Genomic DNA, 21,610 nt, shown 5'->3' on the forward strand with positions numbered 1-21,610 from the left:
TGTGGGATATTTACCTCTGCAGTTACCTATTAGGCAGGCTGAAAAGCGGCGAGAGCCGCCTTTCAAGCCAACAGAAACGTAAAGGATGTCCCCGGTTTCAATCGTAAAGGATGTGTCCGTTTCTACATCGCGAAGAGGTCGGCACATTCAACACCCCTGTCGCCTGACAGTCCGCCTTCGCGAGCAAGCCCGCTCCCACAGGGTTTGCGCCTATCCGATCACCGGCGCATGCATCCAATCCAGCTGCACCGCCGGCACCGGCCGCCCAAACCAGTAGCCCTGACCCAGATCGCAATCGTGCTCGAGCAGAAATGCCGCCTGCTCAGCCTGCTCGATCCCCTCGGCATGCACCTGCATGCCCATGCTTTGAGCCAAGGCAATGATCACCCGCGAGATCGCCGCATCATCCTCATCCCACGGCAATCCGGCGACGAAGCCCTGGTCGATTTTCAGTTTCTGCACCGGCAGACGCTTGAGCCGCAGCAATGATGAGTAACCCGTACCGAAATCGTCGATGGCCAGGCGCACCCCCAACTCGCGCAGACGATGCATCTGCTCCAGCGCGACTTCCGGGTCCTCCATCACCGCGCTTTCGGTGACTTCCAGCTCCAGACAAGCCGGCTCCAGCCCGGTTTCGCGCAGTACCTGCGCCACCTGCTGATACAGCTCACGACGGGCGAACAGGCGCGAAGAAACATTGACCGCGACGAATGACAGCACCACCCCGTCCTGCTGCCACTGACACATCTGCCGACACGCCTGTGCCATGACCCAGGCGTCGATTTCGGCGATCAAACCGGTTCGTTCAGCGACCGGAATGAACTCCGCCGGCGACACCAATCCCCGCTGCGGGTGTTGCCAGCGCACCAGCGCCTCGACACCAATCAGGCGACCGGCCTTGAGGTCGTGAACCGACTGGTAATAAACCCGCAGCTCTTGCTGGTCCAGGGCGCGGCGCAATTCGAAGGCGATCTCGACCCGTTGCTGGGCGTGGGCCGTCAGCTCTTCGGTGTACAGGGCATAATCATTGCGCCCCGTGCTCTTGGCCTTGAACAGTGCCGAATCGGCATTACGTAGCAGTTGCTCGACGCTCAGGGCATCGCTGGGGAACAGGCTGATACCGATGCTGGTGTTGATGAACAACTGGTGCCCATCAATGAGGAACGGCTCTTTAAGGCCATCGATAATCCGCTGGGCCAACGCAGCGGCCTGAACCAGTTGCGGACAGCTTTCGGCGAGTACGGCGAACTCATCCCCACCCAGCCGCGCCAGGGTGATGCCAGGGCCGAACATGGCAGCCAGACGCCCGGCCACGGCCTTGAGCAACTGATCCCCGATGGTGTGCCCAAGGCTGTCGTTGATCATCTTGAAATGATCGAGATCGATCATCAGCAGCGCGCAGCCACGCTTGTGCACCTGTGCCGAAGCCAGGGCCTGTTCGGCGCGGTCGGTGAACAATAGGCGATTCGGCAGGTCGGTCAGCGGATCGTGGTGCGCCAGGTGCATCAACTCGTGCTCAGAGTTCTTGATGGCACTGATATCGGAAAACACCGCCACGAACTGGCTCGGCTGGCCGTAGTCATCGCGGATCAGGCGGATCGTTTGCCATTGCGGGTAAATCTCGCCGCTTTTGCGCCGGTTCCAGATTTCCCCGCTCCACTCCCCGTTGCTTGCAAGCGCGGCGAACATCGCCTGATAGAACTGCGCTGGATGGCGTCCCGACTTGAACATATTGGGCCGCTGTCCCAGTACGTCCTCAGAGCCGTAACCGGTGATTTCCATAAAGGCCCGGTTCACATGGACGATCACGCCTTCACGATTGGTGACCAGCACGCCTTCGCGGGTGCAGTCGAACACTGCCGCGGCCTGGCGCAGACGCTCGCGGTTGATACTGCGCTCGCGCAATGTGGCGCCGATCCCCAGACAGCGCAGCAACCGCGCGCGGGCAACGAAGATCAACCCGGCGCTGAACAGCACCCAGACATAACCGTTGATCAGTTGCCATCGCAGTCGCTCGGCGGAGTTATCGAAGAAACTGTTCAATAAATAGCCACTGATCTGCAGCCAAACCACAGAAAGCAACAGATAGAGCAGCGCTGCACGCAAGGCATCGCGATAGGTGGGAGACATCCGGCGATCCATGTCCTTACAAAAAGGTTGGAATTATAGTTTAAAGACACATCCAGCCACTCTTATCTGAAAGGGTGACTGGTTTTCTGTGTTGGCTTAGTGATAATGCAACGGCTGTTTTTTTCTTTATCGAGGGCCCTACAGCCTATGTGGTACGAAGGTTTTCTTGGCTTGTCCGCCTGGTCACTGGTGGCAGTCACCCTGCTGATGACCCACGTCACGATCATCGCCGTCACGGTCTATCTGCATCGTTACTCGGCCCATCGCTCCCTGGAGCTGAATGGGGGCCTCAAGCATTTCTTCCGTTTCTGGCTGTGGCTGACCACGGCGCAGAACACCCGCGAGTGGACCGCCATCCACCGCAAGCATCACGCCAAATGCGAAACCGTCGATGACCCGCACAGCCCGGTCGTCAAGGGATTGTCCACGGTGCTGCGCAAAGGCGCCGAGCTGTACCGCGCCGAAGCGGAAAACCCCGAGACCCTGCGCATCTATGGCAAGAACTGCCCCGAAGACTGGATCGAGCGCAACCTCTACAGCCGCTTCCCGCTGCTGGGCATCGCGATCATGGGCGTTATCGACCTGCTGCTGTTCGGCACCATCGGCATCACCATCTGGGCCATCCAGATGATGTGGATCCCGGTGTGGGCCGCCGGCGTGGTCAATGGCCTGGGCCACGCCATCGGCTACCGCAACTTCGAATGCCGCGATGCGGCGACCAACCTGGTGCCGTGGGGCATCCTGATTGGCGGCGAAGAACTGCATAACAACCATCACACCTACCCTAACTCGGCAAAACTGTCGGTGAAGAAGTGGGAATTCGACCTGGGCTGGGCGTGGATCAAAGTCTTCAGCTTCCTGCGCCTGGCCAAGGTTCAACGGGTTGCGCCGATTGCCCACCGTGTCGAAGGCAAGGGCAACCTGGACATGGACACCGCCATGGCGATCCTCAACAACCGCTTCCAGATCATGGCCCAGTACCGCAAGCTGGTGATCGGCCCGCTGGTCAAGCAAGAGCTGGAAAAGGTCGATCACTCGGTGCGTCACCAGTTCCACCGGGCCAAGCGACTGCTTTCGCGGGAGACCAGCCTGCTGGATGACAAACACCATGTGCGCATCCAGAACATGCTCGAGCACAGCCAGGCACTGAAGGTAATTTACGAGAAACGCCTGGCCCTGCAGCAGATCTGGGTCAAGACCAGCTCAAATGGTCACGACATGCTGGCGGCCATCAAGGACTGGGTACACGAAGCCGAAGCCAGCGGGATTCAATCCCTGCGCGACTTCGCCGACCAGTTGAAAACCTACTCCCTGCGTCCAACCGCCGCCTGACCTTCGGGTGACGGGCTTCCTGTGGCGAGAGAGCTTGCTCCCGCTCGGCGGCGCAGCCGTCGCACACCTGACGACGCGTTTTAGCTGAAAAAACGCGTCGCCAGTACCGCCCGGCGGGAGCAAGCTCCCTCGCCACAAAAAGCGGGAACTTCGTCAAAAAAGCCCTATCTCAAAGACACTTCGCCACCCTCGTCGGGCTTGGTGCTGGCCGCTATCGAACACGCGGCGTGTCCTTTGAGATTTGTGTCGATGGCCCAAAAGAACCTGCAAGACTCATCTCCGTCACCTGGGCCCGAGGCCGCGCAGACCCTGATAGCGCTGATGCACGCCCAAGGCGAAGTCGCACGCCTGACTGAACGCGAGCAGTTGTTCAGCACCATGCTGGCAAGCGTCAACGCGGTGCTGTGGACATTCAATTGGGAAACCCGCCAGGTGCTATACGTCAGCCCCGCCTATGAACGGATCTTTGGTCGTTCGGCTGATCGGCTGTTGGCCGACTGCAATCAATGGCGCGACAGCATCCATCCTGACGACCTGGACTATGCCGAACGCAGCCTGGCCGAAGTGCTGGACAAAGGGGCTGTCGAAGACCGCGAATATCGAATCATTGCCGCCGACGGCCAGGTGCGCTGGCTCAGCGACAAATGCTTCATCAACCGCCAGGCCGGGCCCGGGCAACCGGTGATCATCGTCGGCCTCGCCGAAGACATCACTGACAAGAAGCAGATGGAAACCGAGCTGCATCGGCTGGCCACCACCGATGCGCTGACCCAGAGCAGCAATCGTCGTCATTTCTTCGAATGCGCCCACCGCGCCTTCGCACACGCCCGGCAACAGGGCGAGCCGCTGTCGTTTCTGATGCTGGACATCGATGACTTCAAAACGATCAACGACACCTACGGTCATCAGGCAGGCGACAACGTGTTGCAACGCATTGCCGAAAGCGGCCGCGCAGCATTGCGCCGGGGCGACCTGTTCGGGCGCATTGGCGGTGAGGAGTTCGCAGCTGTGTTTCCCGGCTGTACGCCGCAGATGGCCCTGCAAGTGGCTGAACGCTTGCAACGGCAGATTCAGCGTTTGAGATTCAAGCATGAAGGCCAGACATTCGGCATCACCGTCAGCCAGGGCCTGACCAGCCTGAGCGCCGCGGACGAAAACGTGGAACACCTGTTTTCCCGGGCGGATTCGGCGATGTATCAGGCCAAGCGCGAGGGCAAGAATCGGATTGTTGCTGCCTGAGATTTCGCTGGCACCACCGGATACCTGTGGCGAGGGGGCTTGCCCCCGTTGGGCTGCGAAGCAGTCCTGCATTTGGTGTTCCAGCATTGTCAGAACAACCGCATTCGCTGGTTTTGCGGCTGCTGCGCAACCGAACGGGGGCAAGCCCCCTCGCCACAAAGCCCGCTCCCACAGGGAATCGTGCTCGCCCTCATTGCCTGCGCAACCGCATCAACTCCGGCAAGCCAATCTTGAGCAACCGCGCCGTCCGGCTCTTCGCCAACTCCTCGATGCCCTCATGCTCGGTCAGGCGCGCCATTTGCGCCGCCATGTTCATCACCAGCGCTTCGCGGGAATAAACTCCGCCACCGAGCTGGTAGGCCGCCGCAATCAGCTCCCGTAGCTCCAGTGGCAGACGCCAGCGCGTGCGCAGGGCCGAACCGTAGGCCGCGCCATACCCGGCCAGCGCTTCACCCACTTCCTCCAGCTCATCCAGTTCGCCGCCAGCCTGTTTCCATTCCTGCAAACAGCGCAGCAACGCCAGATCGCCGAGACGATGCAACATGCCGGCGCAATAGCAGCGCTCCTGATCCAGATCGAGCAACCGCGCCAGGGTTCGCGCATATTCGGCGGTGTGCAGTGACAGGCCCCAATAACGCTCGGCATAGTCGGCCAATTGCGGATCGCTGAGCCGGGCGCTGCGCTTGAGCGCCAGCCCGAGAATCAGGTTCATGCTCTGCCCGGTGCCCAGGCGATGCAGTGCCTGGGACAGGGTCTGCACAACGGCGCCGTTGTGGTGTGCCGCGCTGTTGGCGGCGGCGATCAGCACGGCGGTAACCTGCGGATCGGTGCGGATTTCGTCTTCCAGCATCGTCAGGTCGAGACCGTTGGGATTGAGGCTGCGTTTGACCGCCACTTGCACGTCGGTCATCAGCGGCGCGCCGTCAGCCAATTCACGCCGACGCTCCAGATACACCGACAGCGTCATGCCCGGCGCCAGCGCCGGCACTTCGCACGAGACTTCTTCGCCAGCGTTCAGCAGCAACCCCTGCAACCGATGGGTCAGACTTTCCATGTTCAGGGGCTTGGTCAGGTACGCGGCCGGCGCCAGCGGCAAGGCCTCGCGCACGCTGGCACTGTCGTTGCGGCTGCTCATCAGAATGAACGGCAGGGGCGGATTGCGTTTGCGCTGGCGGATGCTGCGCAGGACATTCAGGCCATCGACGCCGGGCAACTCCCAGTCGGCGATGACCAGGTCATAGGGATTGGCCGCCAACAGCTCCAGCGCTTGCTGACCATCGGCGCACAAATCCAGCCGCGCATCGCAGCGTACGTTCAACAACACTTCCTTGAGCAGATCCCGGGACCAGGGGTCGGCCTCGGCAATCAGTACTCTCGGAACCGCGGGTAAAATGACGGTTGTCATACAGCTCTCCCTGGCAATGCAAGAACCTTAGCCAATGCTGGCCATTCGATACAGCGCTAATGCGCGGGATGTGTTTCAAGAGGCATGAAAAAACCCGCCGAAGCGGGTTTTTTGTGGATCAGGTCACACTGGGGATCACAGCTCGGAGAAGCACTCTTCGATGATCGCCAGGCCTTTGTCCAGTTGCTCGTCCGGCGAAGTCAGCGGTACCAGGACGCGCAGAACGTTGCCGTAGGTGCCGCAGGACAGCAGGATCAGGCCCTTGTCGCGAGCCTTGGCGACAACGGACGCCACGGCTGCAGCGTTCGGCTTGTGGCTGTCGCCGTTTTCGAACAGCTCGACAGCGATCATCGCGCCCAGGGCACGGACTTCGCCGATCACCGGGTACTTGGCCTGGATGGCCTTCAGGCCGGTTACCAGACGCTCGCCAACAGCCTTGCAACGATCCAGCAGGTTTTCTTCTTCGAACACTTCCATCACGGCCAGGGCCGCGGCGCAAGCGATCGGGCTACCGGCGTAGGTGCCGCCCAGGCCGCCTGGAGCGATAGCATCCATGTATTCGGCCTTGCCGCACACACCGGCCAGCGGGAAGCCACCAGCGATGGATTTGGCGAAGGTGGTCAGGTCGGCAGCAACGCCCATCTGTTCCATGGCGAAGAAAGTACCGGTACGGCCAGCGCCAGTCTGTACTTCGTCAGCGATCAGCAGGATGCCGTGCTGGTCGCACAGGGCACGCAGACGCTTCATGAACGCTGGAGGAGCGACGTAGAAACCGCCTTCGCCCTGAACCGGCTCGATGATGATTGCAGCGATGTCACGCGGCTCGGCATCGTTCTTGAAGATGCGCTCGATGCTGGCGATCGAATCGTCGATGCTCACACCGTGCAGCTCGTTCGGGTACAGAGCGCGGAACACGCCGCCTGGCATTAGGCCCATGCCAGCCGAGTAAGGCACGACTTTACCGGTCAGGCCCAGGGTCATCATGGTGCGACCGTGGTAAGCGCCGGTGAATGCGATCACGCCAGCACGGCCAGTGGCGGCACGGGCGATTTTCACGGCGTTTTCTACAGCTTCGGAACCGGTGGTGACCAGCAGGGTTTTCTTGGCGAAATCACCTGGCACCTTGGCGTTGATTTTTTCGCACACTTCTACGTACGGTTCGTAGGCCAGAACCTGGAAGCAAGTGTGGGTCAGCTTGTTCAGCTGCTCGGTCACGGCGGCGATGATTTTCGGGTGCACGTGGCCGGTGTTCAGCACAGCGATACCGCCGGCGAAGTCGATGAACTCGCGACCTTCAACGTCGGTTACGGTCGCGTTCTTCGCGGACTCGGCGAAGATCGGGTGAATCTGGCCAACACCACGTGGAACTGCATTGGTACGGCGGGCCATCAAATCAGCGTTAGTCTTGCTCATTACATTCCTCATTCGCCGCTCATCGGTCGGCGTGGTTCAAGGATAAAGCGACGGGGATCAACGGCGGCAGCATGCGATGATCGACTGCCACAGCGTTCCCGGTCACCGAGAATATTCCGGTTTGAAGCGGCGCAAAGGGACAGCGCTCTCGTGCCCTTTGCGCTTGAAGCCATGCTCTCCCCGGCTTAGATGCCCAGGCAGAGGTATTTGATTTCCAGGTAATCTTCGATGCCGTACTTGGAGCCTTCACGGCCCAGGCCCGAGGCCTTGATGCCGCCGAACGGCGCGACTTCGTTGGAGATCAACCCGGTGTTGACGCCGACCATGCCGTATTCCAGGGCTTCAGCCACACGGAACACACGACCCAGGTCGCGAGCATAGAAGTACGAGGCCAGGCCGAACTCGGTGTCGTTGGACATCGCGATCACATCGGCTTCGTCTTTGAAGCGGAACAGTGGAGCCAGTGGGCCGAAGGTTTCTTCCTTGGCCACGGCAGCGTTGTTCGGCACGTTGGTCAGGATGGTCGGCTCGAAGAAGTTGCCTTCCATCGGCTTGCCGCCGGATAACACGGTGGCGCCCTTGGAAATGGCGTCAGCGATGTGCTCCTGGACCTTGGCCACGGCTTTTTCGTCGATCAGCGGGCCAGTGGTGGTGCCGTCTTCCAGACCGTTGCCGATCTTGAGCTTGGCCACAGCCACTTTCAACTTCTCGGCGAACGCGTCGTAGACCGAATCCTGAATGTACAGACGGTTGGCGCAGACGCAGGTCTGGCCGTTGTTGCGGTATTTGGAAATGATCGCGCCTTCGACGGCCTTATCCAGGTCCGCGTCGTCGAACACGATGAACGGCGCGTTGCCGCCCAGTTCCAGGGACACTTTCTTGATGTCCTTGGCGCATTCCGACATCAGTTGACGACCGATTTCGGTCGAACCGGTGAAGGACAGCTTGCGCACGATCGGGTTGCTGGTCAGTTCGCTGCCGATGTCGCCGGCGCTACCGGAAACCACGCTGAACACGCCAGCCGGGATGCCGGCACGCTGAGCCAGTTCGGCCAGGGCGAAAGCGGAGAACGGAGTTTGCGAAGCAGGCTTGAGCACCATGGTGCAACCGGCGGCCAGGGCCGGGCCGGCTTTACGGGTGATCATTGCAGCCGGGAAGTTCCACGGGGTGATTGCAGCGGTCACGCCGATTGGCTGCTTGATCACGATCAGGCGCTTGTCTGGCTGGTGGCCCGGAATCACGTCACCGTAGATGCGCTTGGCTTCTTCGGCGAACCATTCGATAAAGGAAGCGGCGTAAACGATTTCGCCCTTGGCTTCGGCCAGTGGCTTGCCTTGTTCCATGGTCATCAGGCGAGCCAGGTCGTCCTGGTTCTCGATGATCAGCTCGTACCAGCGACGCAGCTTGTTCGCACGCTCTTTGGCGGTCAGTGCACGCCAGGCCGGCAGCGCTTTGTCAGCGGCTTCGATTGCACGGCGGGTTTCGGCAGCGCCCATTTTCGGCACGGTGCCCAGAATTTCGCCCGTTGCCGGGTTGTTGACCTTGATCGTCTGACCATTGTCCGCATCAACCCACGCGCCATCGATGAAGGCTTGCTGGCGGAACAACTGGGTGTCTTTAAGCTGCATGTCGGCTTTCCTTAACAGCACCGCATAAAGATGCGGAGCGAATTATGATTGTAGAAAGGCGCCTCGATAGGCTGCCGTCAGGGAAATCATTCACCGGGCTGAAGCACATAAAAAGCGCACTGATTCAAATCGTGCGGTTCAGCACCCAGACAAGAGCGTTTGAAATCTCAAACGAATCCTAGGATCAAAGGGGGTAAAGGACAATAGCCTGTTCGAAAAAAAGAACGAAAACGACGCTTTTGCCCGTATTTTCTGATCAACGTAGCAAACGCCCGTTACGCTTGTAATAAACGTAGGCGATTCAGCAGCATGGACGCCCGCAGTGCATATGAGTATCATGGCGCCCGCATTGCACCAGTAGCTCAGCTGGATAGAGTACTGCCCTCCGAAGGCAGGGGTCGTGGGTTCGAATCCCGCCTGGTGCACCATACGTTGTAACGAGAAAGCCTCAGGCCGTAGGGTCTGGGGCTTTTTTGTGGGTGTTGTTTTCAGGAAATCAAACCGACTCCGTTGGCGTCGGGCGAGCGGGCTGGCATAGAGCAGCGAATCCACATCTTCTCCAAAGTTTTCTTGGCCTTATCTTCTTGAGTTTGATTAAAATGATGGCACATTGCCTCAAATCACAATGGATTGTCCCGCTCGGGATTTCTTACGCTCATAGAGATATTGGAAATGATGATGTTAAAACGCTGCCTGGTGCTTTCGATTGCTGCTGTTCTCGCTGGTTGCCAAACGTCCGGTGAGGAGTATCAAGCAGATGTATTCGATGCCAGTCAGGTAAACACTCAGCAGGAAGCTAAAACCGTAAAAATCCTTACGATTTCGCCGAGCAAGATTAAAGTCAGCAACGAAAAGAACAAAAAAGCAGCCATGATGGCGGGTGGTGTACTGGGCCTGATCGGTGGTGCCGCACTGGGCAACACGAAAAACACTGACACGGCCATTGTTGGCGGTGTAGCCGGTGGCGCTGCAGGCGCCATGGCGGGCTCGTTGGTCAATGACACCACCCTGGTACCGGGCGTGCTGATTGGTTACTCCGAAAGCGGCAAGATCTACACGTCTACCCAGGTGGGTCGCCCTTGTGAGTTCAAGGTTGGCGAAATTTCCCTGATGGTGATGACGATCTCCAACGAAACACGCATTCAGCCGAATGCGACCTGTCCAGAACCCAAGAAAAGCTAAGGGGTCGGACATGAAACATATCGTTCTGGGCTCTGCTCTCGCACTGCTCACCGTGCCGGCATTGGCAGGCCAATTCGACAATCTGTATCAAATCGAACAGCAAACCAAACAGGCGCAAGCAAACGCGGAGGCCGAACGCCTGCGCCAGGCGGCAGCCGACCGGGCACGCGAGGAAGCTCGTAGCGCTGCGGATCGCAAGCAACGGGCAGTGGCACAGCAGGCTGCGCAGCAAAAGGCCCTTGAGCAGCGCAAGTCACAAGAACTTGAACACAAGCGTGTTCAAACCCGTGAAGAAGGCTACGAAGACGAGTTGCGCGCAATGGAACTGGAAGAGCGCCGCCTGGCACTCCAGGCCAAGCGCGCACGCACCGCACGCGCCAACGACTATATCGATGCGGAGTTGCGTGATAGCGCGGCACGCACCGACGTGATCCAGTCTGAAGCCGACTCGGCACGCAATGTGACCTCCGGTGCCAAGTCTCTGCTGGAGGATTCCGGCAAGGCTGAAGTCAACCGCTCCAGCCGCTTGTTCGGCGAGTAATCTTCCTATCGATCTGCCCCGGACCCTGGCCCGGGGCATCCGTTATCTGAGATGAATCCATATGCTGCGTATATGTACGCTGATTGCCGCGGGACTACTCCTGAGCGCCTGCTCCAAAGAAGACCCCAAAGCCCAGGTTCCAGCCGTCGACCTGCACGGCCGCCTGGTGGTGGATCAGGAGATGACTACCAGTCGTCAAGCCCAAGGCATCAATGGTGAATATTACAAGCGCGTCCTCACCGTTAATGGCCAGGACATGGTCTTTGCCGATTTCATCAAGCAATTTTGCTCCGACGCCAACACCCGCGACGAAACTTGCTTGAAGGCCCTGCGCATCAAGAAAATCGATGATGTCAGCGGCGCGACCAAATTTCTTCCCAACGGGCTCTGACGCTTGTAAGTAAGCCAGACACAGCACATCAGGGCTTTTGCCTGGACCCACAAAAAAACCGCCGAAGCGGTTTTTTTCATTCTGTGGTCCAGTCGAACTCGTCGTACTCATCATCGTCCTCGTCGTCCTCGAAAAACTCCTCTTCAAGGTCGTCGTCTTCAACAACGTCTTCTTCCGGCTGATTCAGCAGAAAATCCTTGCGACTCTCGGTAATTGCTCGCCGTAGTTCTTCACCCTTTTGCGGGCAGTTGAGCATTTGGGCGATGCGGTCGATTTTTTTTGCCACGGCATCCTCCAACGCATCGGCTATAGCACTGATAGTGCGCGCTTTCGGGGGTGGATGCCAAATCCCCGGAATGCTGCGCACTTCAGTTTCATACAAATCCGCCGGGGCGATCAGCTTTTAGCGGTGATAGCGCCGTACCACACTGCTGTTCCGCAGGACGTGGCCTTTGATTTTTTCCAGCAGCTGCGTACGGGTCAGGCCAGCGGGCAAGGCGTCCGGGGCCAGGTCCAGGGCGTAGATTTGGATGATGTAGTGGTGCGCGCTGTCGCCAACGGGCGGGCAAGGGCCGATGTAGCCGGTGGTTGCCTTGCTGTTGGTGCCGCCGACACCCTCGAGGCCGGGTTTGCTCCCGGCACCGGCCGGAATCTGATGGGTGGCGGCCTTGATGCCGTAATGCACCCACTGATCGATGCCCTGGCCCTTCTGGCCGTCCGGGTCGTGCATGACGATGGCGTAGCTTTGGGTGGCTGCCGGGCCGGCGTTCCAGTTCAATGCCGGGGAAATGTTATGCCCGCCACAACCGGCGGCATCACTGGCGGCAGCCAACGTGAACAGACGGTCATCGGAGACGCCGGGAATGTTCAGGGTGAAGCGTTCCTGGGCCTGCGCCGGGAACTGCACGCAAAGGGCGACAGCCAAGGCCGCGAGCCAAGTGTTGATTGAGGTCAATCGGGTCATACCGGAGCACCTTGTGCGTGTTGGGCCGTCGTCGGCGTGCAAACTATAGCCGGACCGTTCGCGCCTTGGCAGGGGGGAATTGGCTGAACCTCGCGATTAGCACCAGACTCATAAGTGAAACGTCAGTCTGGAGAGCAATCATGACTCTGCATCGCGTTGCGCGTGTCGCCAATGTGCCCGAAGACCGGGGTCTGGAAGTGGAAGTCCAGGGCAGCAAAATCCTGCTGTTGCGGGCCGGTGAACAACTGCGCGCTTATCAGGCCGAATGCCCGCATGCCGGCGCCCCGCTGGCCGACGGTGCGGTATGCAACGGGCGCCTGACCTGTCCGTGGCACAAGGCGCAGTTTCGGATCGAGGATGGCGGGCTGTGTGAGCCGCCAGCCCTGGACAGCCTCAAGCGCTATCCCCTCGAAGTCCGTGACGGCGACATCTGGGTGGGCGATCAGCCGTTGCCGGACGCCCACACCCCACCGGCCGATGACCCGCGGACCTTTGTCATTGTTGGCTCAGGCGCGGCAGGCACGGCGGCGGCAGCGGCTTTGCGCGAGAAAGGCTTCGGCGGCCGGCTACTGTTGATCGACCGCGAAGCCGAAGCCGGATACGACCGCACCGCGCTGAGCAAATACGTGATCGCCGGGGAGATGCCGCTGCACAAAGTCCCACCACTGCGCGACGAAGAGTTTTACCGCGAGCAGCGGATCGAGCGCCTGCAAGGCGAAGTGGCCAGCCTGGATGCACCAAACAGGACGCTGCGGCTGACTGACGGCCAGTCACTGACATACGACGCCGCGCTGCTGGCCACCGGCGGCGTTCCCAACCAACTGACACTGCCCGGCGCCGACCTGCCGCTGGTGTTCGTTTTACGCTCCAAAGTCCATGCACAGCGGATTCTCGACAGCGCCGGCCAGCGAGTCGTGATCATCGGTGACAGTTTCATTGCCATGGAGTCCGCCTCGTCCCTGCGCCAGCTTGGCCTGAACGTAACCGTGCTGGCCCGCCACGAGGTGCCGTTTGCCAAACAGTTCGGTGACACGATCGGCAAAGCCATTCGCGCGCGACATGAGGCCAATGGCGTCGTGTTTCATACCCGCGGCAATGCGCTACAGATCGAAGGGGCAGACAAAGTCGAAGCCGTACGCCTGGACAACGGCCAACGCTTGCCGGCTGATCTGGTGCTGGTCGGCGTTGGCGTAACGCCAGCCACCGCGGCCTTTACCGGGTTGGCGAAAGAGCAGGATCACTCGCTGCGTGTCGACGGCGGTATGCGCGTGGCCGACGGCCTCTGGGCGGCTGGCGATATCGCCACGTTCCCGCTGAACAACCAGCACGTACGCATCGAACACTGGCGGCTGGCCCAACAACAGGCACGGATCGCTGCGGCCAATATGCTGGGTGGCGACGAGCATTACCTCGACGTGCCGTTTTTCTGGACCTGGCATTTCGGTAAGACCTACGACTACCTCGGGCATGCCGAGGCCTGGGACGAAGTCGAATTCAATGGCGACCCTTACGATCCGCCTTTCATCGGCCTGTTCGGAAAAAACGGCGTGGTGTCGGCGGCGGTAGCCTGCGAGATGGACCGGGCGATGGCGATGCTCGCCGAGCGGATGAAACAGCCGTTGCCGTGGGAAGAGGCATGGCGCCTGATCCGTGAAGTTACCTAGCGATGCCGGACAGCAAAACGCCCGGCGACTGCGCGATACAGTGGCCGGGCGTTACCGGGTAAAGGGCCGCCGTTATTCGGTGGCTTCAGCACCCGCGAACTTGCTCATGACAAAACCGGCAAACTCTTCGACGGTCATTTTCTGGCCGTTGAAGTCCACCTGATTGTTGGCGTAATGCAAGTTGGTGACGATGTTGTTGCCGTCCAGTTTTGCCAGTTGGCTGCCGACCGCCATGCTGCTGAACATGTCTGCGGTAGCGGTGGCCTGGTCGGCAATCAGCTTGGCGTCGGTCTGACCGTCGATTTGCGATTGCACGGTAAGCACATCGACCAGCATGGCCTTGGACACCTTCAGCTTGAAGTCCAGCAGCGCGATCAACTGCCTGACCAACTGCTCGGTCGGCAGGTCGATGGCCTGTGGCTTGGTCAGGTCGAGCACCAGATTGGCGCGGCTCTCACCGTTGGCGGTGTTGAACGACAGGTTTTCCACGGCCACCTGCGGACCGGCCGCCAGCAGTTTTTCCAGGCTGGACTTGAGCAGTGCTTCTTCGGCTTCGGTCAGTTTCAGCTCCGGTGCCGGCAGGCCCGCTGCCGTCGCTTCGGCCGCCGCACGCTCATACGGCTGCAGTTTGCTCTGGTAGACCTGCATCAACGACAGGGTGGCCGGAATGTCGAGGTTCTTCAGGCTCATGGCCAGCGCACCGGAGCCGATGGTCTTGCCGTTCAGGGACACTTCGCCCACTTTGTAATCGGCGCGCCCGGATGCGTTGCTGCCCTTTTCTTCGGTCAGGTTTTTCATCTCGAACTTCTTGAAGTCCAGCACCGACTGCTTGACGCCAAAGGTCGATTTACCGCTGGCCAGCTCAAGGACGTTCTCGCCGGTGTAGAAACCGTAGGTGCTTTTTGTCAGGTTGCTGGCCAGGGTCAGGCCATTCAATTCAACCTGCACCGGCGCCTGGTCTTCGGACACGGTGGTCACTTTCAGGCTGTCCATGTAGCCGTTGGCCTTGACCTTCTGCGCCTGGGCGCTGGCATCGACGTCGATGCTCAGCCCGGAGAATTTCATGCTCGACTTATCATCCAGTGCCATTTCCAGCGGCTGCAACTCGAGGGTGCCATTGGTGGCGTTGTCATAGCCGATGTTGACCACGCCAGTCAGCGGCGATTTGTCCTTGGCGGCGGCAAACCACTTCTCGGTGAGCGGGGTCTTTTCCAGTTCATAGTGACTGGTCGCCATGACCGGCAACCACTTCAGCGACATCAGCCGCGAGAACGGCAGCGGGCCGTGTTCGATGTGATCGACAAACAGCAGCTCGACCGGCGTTTCGCCGAACATTTCGCCTTCGCCCTTGAGGCGGTAGTGCGCGGTGCTGCTGAATACATGACGCTCCAGCGACACCAGTTCCAGCGACGCGGTGCCGCTGGAACCGACCATGGCCGCTTGCAGTTCCTTGTTGGCATCGGCAATCGAGGAGTTCAACACACCCTCGAGCTTGGTGCCGGTGAACCAGGCCCCGCCTGCGCTGATGGCACCGATTGCGACAACAATTCCCAGTAGCACGCCTGCTGATTTATTCATGTATGACCCGTTCAATGTCCGTTGTTGAAAGTGTGGTCGTCTTCCCTGAACCCATGACGGGTTGCGGCTCGACTGCGCTGAAAGTGGAATGGAGATTAGCATCAGGCGCGACGAACGGCCCAATGATTAAAGGTGAAAGAGTGTCTTGGGAGGGGTACACGGTTGAAGATATTCGCAGTCAATGCAATCGCCTTCGCGAGCAAGCCCGCTCCCACATTGGAATGCTTACTCCTGTGGGAGCGGGCTTGCTCGCGAAGGCGTCAGTCCAGTCAAAACACAATCAGGAATACTGGACCTCGATCTCATCCAGCTGATGATCAAAGCTTTTGAGCCGCGCAGTCCAGGTGTACACCAGCACTTCGAAGTCGCGGTTGATCACCGCACCGCCCGTCACTTCCGCGCGCGGGTCGCAGACGTCCAGTTGATAGCGCTCGCGGGCCATGGCCGTGGCGACATCCGCCAGTTCCCGGGCATTGCTGAGCCAGTGCCGCCCGTCGTCAGCCACTTGCCGGTCCAGGGCCAGGCATTGTTTTTTCAGGCTTTCGAGGCTTTTTTCCAGCGGCGTGCCGGTCAATTCGCCCATGACTTCCTGAAACGTACGCCCCGGTTGCCAGTAACTGCCCCAGAAATAGCGGTCGAACACCGTTTCGACCCGACGCAGCGCCACCTTGGTGTCCCAGATCAGGACCAGGGTCTTGCCTTGTTCGAGTTGTCTTTTCTTGATGCGCTGGTTCTGAACCGAGGCCCAGGCCACCACCGCAATGGACATCACCGCAATCAGCGCGACGGCACTGTCGAGGAACGCCAGAGCCTTGTCGATCTGGTGGGCCAGCATGATGCCGTAGAAATAGGTGGCCGACAGCAGCACTAATGCCACGAGGGCGCACCAGAAGCCGAGAGCATAAGGGTTTTTCATTATTGGTTTCCCCCTGACCTGCGCGAGCCTTGTGCGAAGAAAGGGCGCTTTGCACGGAGCGCCCCTCCAACACTTCAAAGCATAGCAACGGCCTCAGGGTTTGCCGGAGTTCGACGCTTGCGTTCGTCCGCTTTCCCAACCGCCGCCCAATGCGAGGAACAAATCGATCTGGCTGGCGGCAACCTGGGTGTTCGCGGCCGCCAGTTGCGCCGTGACATCGATGTAGGTGCGGGTGGCTTGCAGGTCGGCCAGGAACGAGGCGCGACCGGCCTGGAAGAAGCGGTGGGTCTGGTCGGCGGCCAGTTTTGCCGATTGCTCGGCATCGGCCAGCGCATCGCGGCGCTGCAGCAATGCCGTGTACTGGGCGAGGCCGGTCTGGGTTTCACGAATGGCGTTGAGCACCACCCCATCGAAATGCGCCAGCGTCGCCTGGGTCACCGCTTCGGCTTCGCGGATGCGCGCCCGGGCGCCGTTGGTCGGCACGTTCCAGGTCAGCGACGGACCAAAACCCCAGCGATTAGTGGACGGGTCGCCGAGATCGTCGAGGATACCGACGGTACCGATGGTCGCGCCGATGCTGATGTTCGGGTACAGCTCGCCCGTGGCGACGCCAATACCGGCCGTCGCGGCCGCCAGCCGACGCTCGGCCTGCCGCACGTCAGGACGACGCTTGAGCAACGCGGCGCCATCGCCCACCGGAATCAATTGGGCGATTTTTGGCAACTCGTCGCAGGTGGCGGTGCCGGCCGGCAGTTGATCCAGCGGCTTGGCCAGCAACATCGACAAACGGTACAGCCCGGCCTGACGTGCCGCTTCATAACGCGGCATGTCGGCGCGCAGGGATTTGAATTGGGTTTGCGAACGGGTGACCTGGGTTTCGTCGCCACGCCCGGCATCGCGCAGGCGCTGGATCAGCGTGGTGCTCTGGGCTTGCAGGTCGAGGGAGTGCTGGGCAATTTCCCGCTCTTCATTGGCCGCACACACCTGGGTGTAGGCGCGAACCACGTCGGCCACTACGGTAATGCGTGCAGTATCGGCGGCGGCCTGCGTCGCATCGGCATTGGCCTTGGCCGCTTCGATACCGCGCTGCAAGGTGCCGAACAGGTCGAACTGGTACGACGCGCTGATGCCGATGTCGCCAATGTTGGCCACCGGTACTTTTTCCGGCAGCAGGAAGGCCTGGCCGGACTCCTGCAAGCGCTGGGCGCCCATCTTCACGCCGCCGCTCCAGCCGCCCGCTGCTTGCGCCTCGTCGACCTGAGCGCGAGACCGCAACAGGCTGGCCGCCGCCACACGCAAATCGGTGTTGGAGGCCATGGCCTGCTGCACCAACTGGTCGAGTCGCGGGTCCTTGTACAGGCGCCACCAATCAGCCGGCACCGGCGCGGACACCACCGTTTTACCGTCTACGGCCAGATCACCCTGCAAGTCCGGACGATGCACAGCCGCCTCTTCGGGCAAATGATAATCCGGCCCGACCATCTGACACGCCGACAGCAGCAAGCCTAATCCGGCGACCGCCAAACCCGAGGCCTTGCTCATTGCGCTGGCTCCCGGTTTTTGTCGTCGATGATCGATACGGTGGCGGTGCGCCCGGCGATCATGCGGAAATCCGCCGGTACGTCGTCAAAGGCAATCCGCACCGGAATCCGCTGGGCCAGCCGCACCCAGCTGAACGCCGGGTTGACGTTGGGCAGCAGGTTGTTGCCGCTTGTGCGGTCGCGGTCTTCGATACCGGCGACGATGCTTTCCACATGCCCGCGCAGGCGCGCATTGTCGCCGATCACCCGGATGTCGACGCTCTGGCCGATATGGATACCGTTCAGTTTGGTTTCTTCGAAGTAGCCGTCGATATGGAACGAGTTACTGTCGACCACCGACAACACCGGACGCCCGGCGCTGACAAACTCCTGGGCCCGTGGCGCGCGATCGTTGACGTAGCCGTCCACCGGGCTGCGGATCACCGAGCGGTCGAGGTTGAGTTGTGCGCTATCCACCGCCACCTGGGCTTCCATCAACGCCACTTGGGCGCGGGCCACTTTTGACTGGCTTTCTTCCAGTTGCTCACCCGGCACCAGGTTGCCGAGGCCCTTGTTACGCTTGGCCTCGCGCTGGGCCTGGGCCAGGGTTTCTTCACGGTCGGCGACGGCCGCTTTCGCCTGGCGCAGCGCCAGCTTGAAACGGTCCGGATCGATACTGAACAGCACCTGGCCGCGCTTGACCAACTGGTTGTCGCGCACCTCCACTTGCTGGATCAGCCCGGAGACGTCCGGGGCGATTTGCACGATGTCGGCACGGATGTGCCCGTCGCGGGTCCAGGGCGCGAACATGTAATACATCACCATGCGCCAGACCACGACAACGGCGAAGCTCACGATCAGCAGGGTCAACACCACGCGACCCAGGGTTAGAAACGGTTTTTTCATGTCATCAGGTATCGACTGAGTGAGTCCACGGCGCCAAGCAGCAGGGCGTAGAGGGCCACGTTGAACAATGCCCGGTGCCAGACCAGACGGTAAAAGTGCAGGCGCGTCAGCACCCCGTGCACCAACAGGTACAACACATACGTAATGCCCATCAGCACCAGCAGCGTGGGCAGGAACACCCCGCTCAGGTCGAGGTCACCGATCATAAAGGCGCTCCATCAATGCCATGGGGAAGCGGTTCTTCGGGTTCGGCGGAACCGACGAACTCAACGCCGGGCAACAGTGCCAGGCGCAGGCCGCTCAGGGCGTGCAGCAAATGCCGACGGGTTTCATCATCGCCGGCACCACTGAGGGCGCGACGGGTGCGGTCGAGGGTCATCAGCAGCGGGCTCGGCGCCTGCAAGCGTTCACCGGCCTTGAGGCAGGCCTTGAAGTACTCGCCCACCTCGGCCACTACCTGGCGCAACAGCACCTGCGGCACACCGAGGACCCGCGGCGTATAAGCGAGCAGGTCCAATAGATTCAGCGCCACTCGCACTTCGCGCAGCGCCACGCCGGAGTCCTGGCCGGTCATGGCCAGGCGCGGCAGATGCTGCATCAGCCGATCGAGCATCCGTATGCCCAGAAGCCGATGCTCGGACAACGTGGCCGGCTCGGCGAGGCTGACAATGTCACGCCAGCTGAAACGGGTCAGGCGCTTGGCTGCCAGTTCAGCACCGAACGGCCGGGCAATCAGGGTCCAGATGAACGCGAACAGCAGCCCCATGGGACCGGCCAGGTTGGAGTTGGCGAAACTGAGGAAGTCCGCGTCGTAGGCACCCTGAATGCTGATGAACGACGAAGTGTTGACCAGGGTCAGCAGCATGCCCAGGTAAAACTGCGGCTTGACCGTCAGGGTGCCAACGACGATGAACGGCACGGCAAACGCCAGCACCAGCATCGGAAAGTCATGCAGGTTGGGCAACACGAGAAACAGATACAGGCTGGCGAACACCACCGACATCGCCGTCCAGAAAAAGAACCGGTAAATCTGCGGCGCCGGGTCGTCCATCGAGGCGAAGAAGCTGCACGCCACCGCCGCCAGGATCACTGCGCTGCCGCCATCGGTCCAGCCGAGCAGAATCCACAGCACCGAGGCCACGATAATCGCGGTGACGGTGGACGCCGCGGAATAGAACATCAGGCCGCGATCCAGGAACGGCGAGAGCCGTCCCAGCCGCCAGTGCCGATACACCGCGCGCCAGCTGTCCTGGCTTTCGCACTGGATGGCGTATTGCAGGCTGCGGCAGTCCTGCCACAAATCGATCCACTCGCCGAGACGGTAGATAGCGTTGGAGAACAGCAATTGCTTGCGGTCATCCAGCGCTTCGGGGGCAGGTTGCAGGGCCTCAAGTTGATCCTTCAGCGCATGCCAGCGCTCGAGATCGGCATCCTTGTGCTCGAGCCATTCGCAGGTGGCAGCCAACAACGGCGCGAACTTATCCACAAGCTCGGGGGTGCGCCGTTCCAGGGCGTAAAGCGCATCGTCGAGGGCATCGATGACCGGCAGCAGGTGAATCATCCGCCCGCGCAACTCCTTGGTGTTGCGCACCGTCTGCGGACGTGAGCCTTCGTGCGGCAACTGACCGATCATCAACTCCAGGGAGTTGAAGGTGGCGACCATCGATGCCCGCAACGCACTGACTTCTTCAGGCTGCACGCTGCGGCTGAGGAAGCGCAGGCTGTAGGTCGAGGCATCGGCAAACCATTTACTCACCGAATCATTGAACACCGGCGCCAGACGTCGGGGCCAGAACATCGCGCCAACCACTGCGGCCACGACGATGCCGAGGAAGATTTCTTCGGTCCGTGCTTCGGCCACGTCCCACACCCCCAGCGGGTTATTCACCACCGGCAGGGCAATCAGCGGCAAGGTGTAGCCGGCGAGCATCAAGGCGTAGTTGTTGGCGGTGCGCAAATGCAGGGACAGAAACAGCAGCGTGCCGGTCCACAGCGCAATCACTACTACCAGCACGTAGGGGCTCTGCACGAACATCGGCACAAACAGAACCGCCGCCGCAGCGCCGACAAAGGTGCCGATTGCCCGGTACAGAGCCTTGGAAGTGGTCGGCCCGAGGAATGGGTTGGAAACGATGTACACCGTGGCCATCGCCCAGTACGGACGCGGCATTTGCATGAGCAGGGCGATGTACAGCGCGATCATCGATGCGGCGAAGGTGCGGACTCCGTAGAACCAGTCCCGCGCCGGAGGCATGCCAGAGAAAAATCCGTTCAAGAGTTGGCCACCGATGGCGGCGTGGCCGCTTCAAATGCTCTCAGTACCCGCAGCGTAGCTTCCAGATCACTCTGGTCAATGCCTTCAAGTACTTCGTGGCGCAAGCGCACCAGCTCAACTTCGACCGCCTGCACCAGCTCACGACCGGTTGCGGTCAGGCTCAGGCATTTGGCGCGGCGGTCCTGCGCATCTTCGGTGCGGCAAACGTAGCCGCCATGGCACAACTGATCGAGTAGGCGTACCAGCGACGGGCTCTCCATCCCTGCTGCCTGGGCCACCGTCACCTGGCGCACACCCTCGCCCAGCCGCCCGATCATCAACAGCGGAACGGCGCAGGCTTCGGAGATTCCATAGTTGGCCAGCGTGGTCTGGCAGATTTTGCGCCAATGCCTGGCGGCCACCACCATGGCGCTGCTGATGTTCATCTGGAGAACGTCGAGGTTATTCGGCACGAGGGAAAATACACACTGTTAGTTTGCTAACTATCAATATCGCACTTGAGGGGATTTTCCGTCAAGTTTTGAAA

Annotated in this window: 19 protein-coding genes and 1 tRNA gene; 7 read left to right on the forward strand and 13 right to left on the reverse strand. The window is 60.6% G+C overall.

Annotated features, from left to right (window positions below; translation table 11 throughout):
• Positions 1-210: 210 nt before the first annotated feature.
• A complete protein-coding gene (gene dibA / locus KGA88_RS18110) occupies positions 211-2,130 on the reverse strand; it encodes a phosphodiesterase DibA (protein WP_223593250.1) in 1,920 nt (639 codons plus the stop codon).
• Positions 2,131-2,277: 147 nt separating this feature from the next.
• Between dibA and desA the strand changes: the two genes are divergently transcribed.
• Together desA and KGA88_RS18120 are read left to right on the forward strand one after the other, a co-directional pair.
• Positions 2,278-3,462, forward strand: coding sequence for a delta-9 fatty acid desaturase DesA (gene desA / locus KGA88_RS18115; protein ID WP_110661006.1), 1,185 nt, complete (start codon positions 2,278-2,280; stop codon positions 3,460-3,462).
• Positions 3,463-3,711: 249 nt separating this feature from the next.
• On the forward strand, positions 3,712-4,701 hold the full coding sequence (locus KGA88_RS18120; protein ID WP_223593252.1) for a sensor domain-containing diguanylate cyclase: 990 nt from the start codon (positions 3,712-3,714) through the stop codon (positions 4,699-4,701).
• 190 nt (positions 4,702-4,891) lie between these two features.
• On the opposite strand, the gene KGA88_RS18125 is transcribed toward KGA88_RS18120, so the two are convergent.
• The 3 genes from KGA88_RS18125 to gabD all read right to left on the reverse strand — a co-directional run bounded on the left by KGA88_RS18125 (position 4,892) and on the right by gabD (position 9,147).
• Complete coding sequence (locus KGA88_RS18125; protein WP_110660878.1) at positions 4,892-6,106, reverse strand: HDOD domain-containing protein; 1,215 nt, start codon at positions 6,104-6,106, stop codon at positions 4,892-4,894.
• Positions 6,107-6,241: 135 nt separating this feature from the next.
• Positions 6,242-7,519 carry a 4-aminobutyrate--2-oxoglutarate transaminase gene (gene gabT, locus KGA88_RS18130; RefSeq protein WP_150716098.1) on the reverse strand — a complete coding sequence of 426 codons (1,278 nt, stop codon included), beginning with the start codon at positions 7,517-7,519 and terminating at the stop codon, positions 6,242-6,244.
• Positions 7,520-7,704: 185 nt separating this feature from the next.
• The gene (gene gabD, locus KGA88_RS18135) at positions 7,705-9,147 is read right to left on the reverse strand and encodes an NADP-dependent succinate-semialdehyde dehydrogenase (protein WP_223593254.1); all 1,443 of its coding nucleotides are present in this window, start codon (positions 9,145-9,147) and stop codon (positions 7,705-7,707) included.
• A gap of 351 nt (positions 9,148-9,498) precedes the next feature.
• Between gabD and KGA88_RS18140 the strand changes: the two genes are divergently transcribed.
• The 4 genes from KGA88_RS18140 to KGA88_RS18155 all read left to right on the forward strand — a co-directional run bounded on the left by KGA88_RS18140 (position 9,499) and on the right by KGA88_RS18155 (position 11,261).
• Positions 9,499-9,575: transfer RNA gene (locus tag KGA88_RS18140), tRNA-Arg, on the forward strand.
• Between the two features lie 244 nt (positions 9,576-9,819).
• Positions 9,820-10,329, forward strand: a complete 510-nt coding sequence (locus tag KGA88_RS18145) for a hypothetical protein (RefSeq protein WP_110660875.1) — start codon at positions 9,820-9,822, stop codon at positions 10,327-10,329.
• Positions 10,330-10,339: 10 nt separating this feature from the next.
• Entirely contained in the window at positions 10,340-10,870 is a 531-nt protein-coding gene (locus KGA88_RS18150; protein ID WP_223593264.1) for a DUF5384 family protein, read from the forward strand.
• A 61-nt stretch (positions 10,871-10,931) separates the two neighbouring features.
• Complete coding sequence (locus KGA88_RS18155; RefSeq protein ID WP_110660873.1) at positions 10,932-11,261, forward strand: hypothetical protein; 330 nt, start codon at positions 10,932-10,934, stop codon at positions 11,259-11,261.
• Between the two features lie 76 nt (positions 11,262-11,337).
• Here KGA88_RS18155 and KGA88_RS18160 read toward each other — a convergent pair whose 3' ends face one another.
• The gene (locus KGA88_RS18160; RefSeq protein ID WP_223593266.1) at positions 11,338-11,628 is read right to left on the reverse strand and encodes a hypothetical protein; all 291 of its coding nucleotides are present in this window, start codon (positions 11,626-11,628) and stop codon (positions 11,338-11,340) included.
• 36 nt (positions 11,629-11,664) lie between these two features.
• Positions 11,665-12,225 carry a YbhB/YbcL family Raf kinase inhibitor-like protein gene (locus tag KGA88_RS18165; protein WP_223593269.1) on the reverse strand — a complete coding sequence of 187 codons (561 nt, stop codon included), beginning with the start codon at positions 12,223-12,225 and terminating at the stop codon, positions 11,665-11,667.
• Positions 12,226-12,365: 140 nt separating this feature from the next.
• Here KGA88_RS18165 and KGA88_RS18170 point away from each other — a divergent pair, with 140 nt between their 5' ends.
• Positions 12,366-13,889 carry an apoptosis inducing factor family protein gene (locus KGA88_RS18170; RefSeq protein ID WP_223593271.1) on the forward strand — a complete coding sequence of 508 codons (1,524 nt, stop codon included), beginning with the start codon at positions 12,366-12,368 and terminating at the stop codon, positions 13,887-13,889.
• 72 nt (positions 13,890-13,961) lie between these two features.
• Here the strand turns inward: KGA88_RS18170 and KGA88_RS18175 are convergent, their stop codons facing one another.
• From KGA88_RS18175 to KGA88_RS18205, 7 genes are all read right to left on the reverse strand, one after another.
• Entirely contained in the window at positions 13,962-15,467 is a 1,506-nt protein-coding gene (locus KGA88_RS18175) for a YdgA family protein (RefSeq protein WP_110661436.1), read from the reverse strand.
• Positions 15,468-15,747: 280 nt separating this feature from the next.
• Positions 15,748-16,383 carry an NADH:ubiquinone oxidoreductase subunit N gene (locus KGA88_RS18180; protein WP_110661440.1) on the reverse strand — a complete coding sequence of 212 codons (636 nt, stop codon included), beginning with the start codon at positions 16,381-16,383 and terminating at the stop codon, positions 15,748-15,750.
• Positions 16,384-16,476: 93 nt separating this feature from the next.
• Complete coding sequence (locus KGA88_RS18185; protein WP_223593273.1) at positions 16,477-17,925, reverse strand: efflux transporter outer membrane subunit; 1,449 nt, start codon at positions 17,923-17,925, stop codon at positions 16,477-16,479.
• Entirely contained in the window at positions 17,922-18,809 is an 888-nt protein-coding gene (locus KGA88_RS18190) for an HlyD family secretion protein (protein ID WP_110661444.1), read from the reverse strand. The genes KGA88_RS18185 and KGA88_RS18190 overlap by 4 nt, the downstream gene beginning before the upstream one ends.
• Complete coding sequence (locus KGA88_RS18195; RefSeq protein WP_007987399.1) at positions 18,806-19,015, reverse strand: DUF1656 domain-containing protein; 210 nt, start codon at positions 19,013-19,015, stop codon at positions 18,806-18,808. Before KGA88_RS18195 ends, KGA88_RS18190 begins: the two co-directional genes overlap by 4 nt.
• On the reverse strand, positions 19,012-21,084 hold the full coding sequence (locus KGA88_RS18200; protein ID WP_223593276.1) for an FUSC family protein: 2,073 nt from the start codon (positions 21,082-21,084) through the stop codon (positions 19,012-19,014). The genes KGA88_RS18195 and KGA88_RS18200 overlap by 4 nt, the downstream gene beginning before the upstream one ends.
• A complete protein-coding gene (locus tag KGA88_RS18205; RefSeq protein ID WP_181432019.1) occupies positions 21,081-21,509 on the reverse strand; it encodes a MarR family winged helix-turn-helix transcriptional regulator in 429 nt (142 codons plus the stop codon). The genes KGA88_RS18200 and KGA88_RS18205 overlap by 4 nt, the downstream gene beginning before the upstream one ends.
• Between the last annotated feature and the right edge of the window lie 101 nt (positions 21,510-21,610).

It is taken from the genome of Pseudomonas sp. A-R-19, assembly GCF_019956575.1.
In the GTDB taxonomy this organism is placed as follows: domain Bacteria; phylum Pseudomonadota; class Gammaproteobacteria; order Pseudomonadales; family Pseudomonadaceae; genus Aquipseudomonas.

Bases quoted from the DNA above. Each gene is read 5' to 3' on its own strand.
- dibA (WP_223593250.1), bottom strand. From the start codon at position 2,130: ATGTCTCCCACCTATCGCGATGCCTTGCGTGCAGCGCTGCTCTATCTG.
- desA (WP_110661006.1), top strand. From the start codon at position 2,278: ATGTGGTACGAAGGTTTTCTTGGCTTGTCCGCCTGGTCACTGGTGGCA.
- KGA88_RS18120 (WP_223593252.1), top strand. From the start codon at position 3,712: ATGGCCCAAAAGAACCTGCAAGACTCATCTCCGTCACCTGGGCCCGAG.
- KGA88_RS18125 (WP_110660878.1), bottom strand. From the start codon at position 6,106: ATGACAACCGTCATTTTACCCGCGGTTCCGAGAGTACTGATTGCCGAG.
- gabT (WP_150716098.1), bottom strand. From the start codon at position 7,519: ATGAGCAAGACTAACGCTGATTTGATGGCCCGCCGTACCAATGCAGTT.
- gabD (WP_223593254.1), bottom strand. From the start codon at position 9,147: ATGCAGCTTAAAGACACCCAGTTGTTCCGCCAGCAAGCCTTCATCGAT.
- KGA88_RS18145 (WP_110660875.1), top strand. From the start codon at position 9,820: ATGATGATGTTAAAACGCTGCCTGGTGCTTTCGATTGCTGCTGTTCTC.
- KGA88_RS18150 (WP_223593264.1), top strand. From the start codon at position 10,340: ATGAAACATATCGTTCTGGGCTCTGCTCTCGCACTGCTCACCGTGCCG.
- KGA88_RS18155 (WP_110660873.1), top strand. From the start codon at position 10,932: ATGCTGCGTATATGTACGCTGATTGCCGCGGGACTACTCCTGAGCGCC.
- KGA88_RS18165 (WP_223593269.1), bottom strand. From the start codon at position 12,225: ATGACCCGATTGACCTCAATCAACACTTGGCTCGCGGCCTTGGCTGTC.
- KGA88_RS18170 (WP_223593271.1), top strand. From the start codon at position 12,366: ATGACTCTGCATCGCGTTGCGCGTGTCGCCAATGTGCCCGAAGACCGG.
- KGA88_RS18175 (WP_110661436.1), bottom strand. From the start codon at position 15,467: ATGAATAAATCAGCAGGCGTGCTACTGGGAATTGTTGTCGCAATCGGT.
- KGA88_RS18180 (WP_110661440.1), bottom strand. From the start codon at position 16,383: ATGAAAAACCCTTATGCTCTCGGCTTCTGGTGCGCCCTCGTGGCATTA.
- KGA88_RS18185 (WP_223593273.1), bottom strand. From the start codon at position 17,925: ATGAGCAAGGCCTCGGGTTTGGCGGTCGCCGGATTAGGCTTGCTGCTG.
- KGA88_RS18190 (WP_110661444.1), bottom strand. From the start codon at position 18,809: ATGAAAAAACCGTTTCTAACCCTGGGTCGCGTGGTGTTGACCCTGCTG.
- KGA88_RS18195 (WP_007987399.1), bottom strand. From the start codon at position 19,015: ATGATCGGTGACCTCGACCTGAGCGGGGTGTTCCTGCCCACGCTGCTG.
- KGA88_RS18205 (WP_181432019.1), bottom strand. From the start codon at position 21,509: ATGAACATCAGCAGCGCCATGGTGGTGGCCGCCAGGCATTGGCGCAAA.